Here is a 6,517-nt window from a genome sequence, read left to right on the forward strand (position 1 = left end):
CGAGCGGCGGCCGTCCTCCGGGCGCTCCCTCTCCGAACGCTCCCCCTCCGGGGCGACGAATTCGATGCCGATCATGAGTCCGGCCCCGCGGACCTCGCCGATGCAGTCGTACTCCCCCGCCAGTCGCAGCAGCCGGTCCAGCATGCGCACGCCCAGCGAGGCGGCGCGCTCGGCCAGGCCGTTCTCCCTGACGTGGCGCAGCGTGGCCGCTCCCGCGGCCATCGCGAGCTGATTGCCCCGGAACGTGCCGGCGTGGTCACCGGGCTGCCAGGTGTCGAGGTCGCCGCGGTAGACGATGACGGCGAGCGGGAGGCTCCCGCCGATGGCCTTGGACAGGACCATCACGTCGGGCACGATCCCGCTGTGCTCGACCGCCCAGAAGGCCCCGGTGCGGCCCACGCCCGTCTGCACCTCGTCGGCGATGAGCGGGATGGAGCGCGCGGCGGTGAGCGCGCGCATCCGGCGCAGCCAGCCGTCGGGCGCGGGCAGCACACCGCCTTCGCCCTGCACGGGTTCGACGATCATCGCGGCGGGGCGGCGCACTCCGCTCTTGGGATCGTCCAGGAGGCTCTCGGTCCAGCGGGCGGCGAGGCGCGCCCCGTTCTCCCCGCCGACGCCGAACGGGCAGCGGTAGTCCTGCGGATAGGGCAGCCGGGTCACCCGCACGCTCGGCGCCGCGCCCGAGGCGGCGAGCGCCCCCTCCGTCATGCCGTGATAGGCCCCTGTGAAGGCGAGTAGGCCCTCGCGGCCGGTGGCGGTGCGGACGAGCTTGAAGGCGGCTTCCACGGCGTCGGTGCCGGCCGGGCCGCAGAACTGGACGCGGCCCGACTCCGCCAGCTCCCGGGGCAGCGTGGCGAACAGCTCGTCCGTGAAGGCGTCCTTGACGGGGGTGGCCAGGTCGAGCACGTGCAGGGGCGCGCCGGAGTCAAGAACCGAGCGGATGGCCTCCAGCACGACCGGGTGATTGTGCCCCAGGGCGAGCGAGCCGGCCCCCGAGAGGCAGTCGAGATACCGGCGGCCGTCCGCGCCTTCGATCGTCAGCCCCCGGGCGCGTACCGGCACGATGGGCAGCGACCGGGCATACGTACGGGCGGCCGATTCGCGGGACGACTGCCGCCGGAGGATGCCTTCGTGCGCTGCGACCGACGGCTCCGTGGACGGTAGCTGGGTCAAGGCCACGGCTCTGGCTCCTCCTGCTGCTGAACGCTGGTCGGCACTCCCCCGTACGTACTAACGACGCCGCACGCGACGGATCACGGCCCGCCGTCAAGATCCTTCGCGGCGGAACCGAGGACCCGCCCGTTCCCGTCTCCTCACGCACCGGCATAGTGGGGCCCGGCCTCGCCCGCTGGGGCGGTGCATGACAACTCCACAGCGTGGCCGCGACATTGCGGACACGTCCGAACAGAACGATCAGGGGGAACCCACTCCATGCCATCCATCCGCAGGCCCGCGCTGGCCGCGGCCGCTCTGACGGCCGCGCTGGCGCTGACCGCCACCGCGTGCGGCCCGACCGAGGACGAGGCCGCGGGGAGCGACAAGCCCAGCGCCACCGCCTCGCAGAAGGGCGACGAGGGCCTCGAGCTGCCCAAGAACCTTCCCAGTTCCCTGAAGGACCTGGAGAAGTGGAAGAACGGCGCCTGGAAGAACTGGGACAAGGAGCAGTGGCTCCGCGAGGCCCGCGACTTCATCAACCCGATCATCAAGGGCCACTGGAAGCCCGACACGATGAAGGACGCCCGCCCCAGCGACAAGACGCTCGCCACCCAGGGTGCGCCGGGCACGGCGCCGGGCGCCTCCGGTGACCAGGGCGTGACCGACCCCGAGCCGCGTCCGGTCCAGGCCAAGTCCGTCAACGTGCCGTACCACAACAACGCGGCCCCGGTCGGCAAGGTCTTCTTCGACAGCCCGCAGGGCCACATGGTCTGCTCGGCCACGGTCGTCAAGGACCCGGCGCACCCCGGCAAGTCCAACATGGTGTGGACCGCGGGCCACTGCGTGCACGCCGGCACGAAGGGCGGCTGGTACCGCAACATCGCCTTCGTGCCGTCGTACAACGACAAGGGCCTGCCGGGCGCCCAGGTCAACAGCGCGCCGGTGCAGGACGTCGCTCCGTACGGCGTGTGGTGGGCGGACTGGGCGCAGACGTCCGCGCAGTGGATCAAGCAGGGAGCCGAGACCGGCGGCGCGGGTGCCCCGTACGACTTCGCCGTGCTGCACGTGAAGCCCGAGGGCGGCTCCGGCAAGTCCCTGGAGGAGACCGTCGGCAACGCCCTCACCGTCGACTTCAGCACCCCCCAGGTGAAGTCCATCCAGTCGATGGGCGCTTGGGGCTACCCGGCGGCGGCGCCCTTCGACGGCCAGAAGATGTACGACTGCATCGACAGGCCGGGCCGGCTGACGCTCGACCCGAACGAGCCGACGATGTACCGCATCGGCTGCACGATGACCGGCGGTTCGTCCGGCGGCGGCTGGTTCGCCAAGGGGCCCGACGGCAAGGTGAAGCTGGTCTCGAACACCTCGATCGGCCCGGCCAACAGCACCTGGCTGGCCGGCCCGCGCCTGGGCCCGGAGGCCCAGGGCGTCTACAACGCCATCAGCGGGAAGTTCGCCAACCGCCGGTGACGTCGCGGTCGCCGCAGGCGCAGTAGCCGCGGGGCAGCACAGCTCATGTACATGCGGAAGGCCCGCTCCCCGGTCGGGGGAGCGGGCCTTCCGCATGTGACGGTGACGGCGTGGCGCGTGCGCCGCGGGAACGTCAGCCGCGGGCCGCGGGCACGTACCGCTGGAGCTCGGCGGCGAGCTCCTCGTGCACCCGTGCCTTGAGCAGCGTGCCCTCCGGGGTGTGCTCCTCGGAGATGACCTCGCCGTCGGCGTGCGCCCGCGCGATCAGCGAACCGTGCGTGTACGGCACGAGCGCCTCGATCTCCACGGCCGGTCGCGGCAGCTCCGCGTCGATCAGGGCGAGGAGCTCCTCGATGCCCTCGCCGCTGCGCGCCGACACCGCGATCGAGTGCTTCTCGATCCGCAGCAGCCGCTGCAGGACCAGCGGGTCGGCCGCATCCGCCTTGTTGATCACGACGATCTCGGGCACGTCGACTGCGCCGACATCGCGGATGACCTCGCGCACGGCGGCCAGCTGCTCCTCCGGCACCGGGTGCGAGCCGTCGACCACGTGCAGGATCAGGTCGGAGTCGCCGACCTCCTCCATGGTGGAGCGGAACGCCTCGACGAGGTGGTGCGGCAGGTGCCGGACGAAGCCGACGGTGTCGGCGAGGGTGTAGACCCGCCCGCTGGGCGTCTCCGCCCGGCGCACGGTCGGGTCCAGGGTGGCGAACAGGGCGTTCTCCACCAGGACGCCGGCTCCGGTGAGCCGGTTGAGCAGGGAGGACTTTCCGGCGTTGGTGTAGCCGGCGATGGCGACCGACGGGACCTTGTTCCGCCGGCGCTCCTGGCGCTTGACGTCGCGGCCGGTCTTCATCTCCGCGATCTCCCGGCGCATCTTCGCCATCTTCTCGCGGATCCGCCGCCGGTCCGTCTCGATCTTGGTCTCACCGGGGCCACGGGTGGCCATGCCGCCGCCGGACGAGCCGGAGCCGCCACCACCCATCTGCCGGGACAGCGACTGGCCCCAGCCGCGCAGGCGCGGCAGCATGTACTGCATCTGCGCGAGGGAGACCTGCGCCTTGCCCTCGCGGGACTTGGCGTGCTGGGCGAAGATGTCGAGGATCAGGGCGGTGCGGTCGACCACCTTGACCTTGACGACGTCCTCCAGCTGGATGAGCTGGCCGGGACTGAGCTCACCGTCGCAGACGACGGTGTCGGCGCCGGACTCCAGGACGATGTCCCGCAGCTCCTGGGCCTTGCCCGAGCCGATGTACGTGGCGGGGTCCGGCTTGTCCCGGCGCTGGACCACGCCGTCGAGCACCAGGGCACCTGCGGTCTCGGCGAGCGCGGCGAGCTCCGCGAGGGAGTTCTCCGCGTCCCTGACCGTGCCGGACGTCCAGACGCCGACCAGCACCACGCGCTCCAGGCGCAGCTGCCGGTACTCGACCTCGGTGACGTCCTCCAGCTCGGTGGAGAGACCGGCCACGCGCCGCAGGGCCGCCCGCTCGGAGCGGTCGTACTGCTCGCCGTCGCGCTCCCCGTCGATCTCGTGGCTCCAGGCGACGTCCTCTTCCATCAGGGCGTCGGCCCGAAGGCTCTCCGGAAGGCTCTGCCGGTCCTGGGGAAGGGAAGAAGAGGAGGTCATTTGATCCTTTGCATCGTTGGGAGGTGGCGGCCGCGATTGCAGTGGCCGCACCGTCGACAACGCGCGGGCGGCCCCGGAGATTCCCGGGCCGGCGGCCTCGCCGACCCGTCGATGGTCCCACGTGGTCGGCGGAGCGTCACGCGGGTTTCCGGGGCGCCTTGCGGGGCGCCTTCCGGGCCGCTTTCCAGTCGTCGTGACCCGGCATGGGCGGGGTCTTCGGGCTGTAGAGCCAGTCCTTCAGGAACTCCTTCAGGTCCTGGCCGGAGACCTGGGAGGCGACGGCCGTGAAGTCCTCCGTGGTGGCGCTGGCATCGCGGTAGGAGCTGATCCACTCGCGCTCCAGCCGGTCGAACGCCGCCGCGCCGATCTTCTGGCGCAGCGCGTAGAGAACCAGCGCGCCACCGTCGTAGACGACGGGCCTGAAGATGCTGGTCCGCTTGCCGGGGTCGGGCGGCTTGGGCAGGGCGGGCGGGCCGCCGTCGGCGCGCCAGGCGTCGGAGTGCTCGTACGCGGCACGCATCCGGACGTCGAGGGTCCGGCCGCCCTTGTGCTCGGCGTACAGCGACTCGTACCAGGTGGCGTGCCCCTCGTTGAGCCAGAGGTCGGACCAGCTGTGGGGGCTGACGCTGTCGCCGAACCACTGGTGTGCGAGCTCGTGGACCATGATGGACTCGAGGTACCAGGAAGGGATGTCGTCCCGGATGAACAGGCTGCGCTCGAAGAGCGAGAGGGTCTGCGTCTCCAGCTCGAAACCGGTCGACGCGTCGGCGATCAGCATGCCGTAGTTCTCGAACGGGTACGGCCCGACCTTGCCCTCCAGCCATGCGATCTGCTCGGGCGTCTTCGACGTCCACTTCTCCACGCGCTGCCGGTCGGCGGCGGGGACCACGTCCCGCACGGGCAGTCCGTGCGGCCCCTTGCGGTGCACCACGGCGGAGCGGCCGACGGAGACCTGGGCCAGCTCCGTGGCCATGGGGTGCTCGCTGCGGTACGCCCACGTGGTGTTCGCACCGCGGACCGCACGGCCCGCCGGCAGCCCGTTGGCGACGACGGTCAGGGCCTTGGGCGCGGTGACGCGGAAGGTGAAGCGGGCCTTGTCGGAGGGGTGGTCGTTGCAGGGGAAGACACGGTGCGCGGCATCGGCCTGATTGGCCATGACCAGCCCGTCCTTCGTACGGATCCAGCCGCCGTCCTTGCTGTTGCGCGGGTCGCTGGTGTGCCGGACGACGACGGTGAACAGGCCGTCCGCCGGCAGGGCGGCGGACGGCGTGACGACCAGGTCCTCCTTGGCGGGGGCGAACTTGGCGGGCACACCGTTGACCGTCACGGAGCGGACCGTGCCGTTGCTGAAGTCGAGGTTGAGCCGGTCCAGGCCGGTGGTGGCCCGTGCGGCGATGGTGGTGACGGCGTCGAGCGGCCGGTCGTTGCCGTGGTAGTCGAAGGCGATGTCGTAAGCGGCGACGTCGTAGCCGGGGTTGCCGAGATCCGGGAAGAGGCGGTCGCCGACGCCCTGGGGGCTCGCGGCGGGTGGAGCCGCGGCGCCGATGAGGAGGGCCGAGACGGCGGCGGCGAGGACGGCGCGGCGGCGCACGGACCGCCGGCGGACCGAGGCGGGTTTCCCGGGTGAGTGCGGCATGCGTCCATCGCTACCAGCGAGAAGGCCCCGCGCGGTGGCGGCACGGCGCCGCCCCACCCGTACGAGCGCGCCGGAAAGCTGTACGACGGGTACTCGTCCCGGGGGCTACTCCCCTGCCCGTCGCTGGGCGCGCGCACCGCCCGGCGGCTCTCCCCCCGCTCTCCCCTGCTCTCCCCTGCTAGAGCGGCGCAGTGGCCACCGGCCGTCCGGCCCGCTCGACGTCGTAGACCCCCGGCACCCGCCGCATGGCGCGCATCAGCTCCGGCAGCTGGGCGGCGTCCGGCAGTTGCAGGGTGTAGGTGTGGCGTACGCGCTGCTCGTGGGGCGGCTCGACGGCCGCCGAGATGACCGCCGCCCCCTCGGCCGCGATGGCCTCCGTCAGATCGGCCAGGAGGTGCGGCCTGCTGAAGGACTCGGCACGCAGGGTGACGCGGTAGTCGCGGGCGCCGCCGCCCTCCGGGCTGCTCCAGCGCACCCCTACGGGCTCCCTCCCGGAGGCGACCATGCGGTGCACCGCAGGGCACTGCGCCCGGTGCACCGTCACCGCGCCCCCGCGCACGGCGAAACCGGTCACCTCGTCGGGCGGGACGGGGGTACAGCAGCCCGCCAGCCGTACGCTCGCGGCCGCC

The 6,517-nt window shown here is 72.3% G+C and carries 5 protein-coding genes; 1 reads left to right on the forward strand and 4 read right to left on the reverse strand.

What is annotated here, in order from left to right; all coding sequences use genetic code 11:
* Positions 1 to 1,179: diaminobutyrate--2-oxoglutarate transaminase family protein (locus V7793_RS30925; RefSeq protein WP_336012801.1), on the reverse strand; the 1,179-nt coding region annotated here is incomplete at its 3' end.
* Between the two features lie 252 nt (positions 1,180 to 1,431).
* Between V7793_RS30925 and V7793_RS30930 the strand changes: the two genes are divergently transcribed.
* Complete coding sequence (locus V7793_RS30930; protein WP_336012805.1) at positions 1,432 to 2,625, forward strand: trypsin-like serine peptidase; 1,194 nt, start codon at positions 1,432 to 1,434, stop codon at positions 2,623 to 2,625.
* 133 nt (positions 2,626 to 2,758) lie between these two features.
* Here the strand turns inward: V7793_RS30930 and hflX are convergent, their stop codons facing one another.
* The 3 genes from hflX to V7793_RS30945 all read right to left on the reverse strand — a co-directional run.
* Positions 2,759 to 4,252: a GTPase HflX gene (hflX, locus tag V7793_RS30935; protein WP_336012806.1), complete on the reverse strand. Its 1,494-nt coding sequence runs from the start codon at positions 4,250 to 4,252 to the stop codon at positions 2,759 to 2,761.
* 136 nt (positions 4,253 to 4,388) lie between these two features.
* The gene (locus V7793_RS30940; RefSeq protein WP_336012809.1) at positions 4,389 to 5,888 is read right to left on the reverse strand and encodes a M1 family metallopeptidase; all 1,500 of its coding nucleotides are present in this window, start codon (positions 5,886 to 5,888) and stop codon (positions 4,389 to 4,391) included.
* A gap of 178 nt (positions 5,889 to 6,066) precedes the next feature.
* Positions 6,067 to 6,517: ACT domain-containing protein (locus V7793_RS30945; protein ID WP_336012811.1), on the reverse strand; the 451-nt coding region annotated here is incomplete at its 5' end.

The organism is Streptomyces sp. KLMMK, from assembly GCF_036961605.1.
Classification (GTDB): Bacteria; Actinomycetota; Actinomycetes; order Streptomycetales; family Streptomycetaceae; genus Streptomyces; species Streptomyces telluris.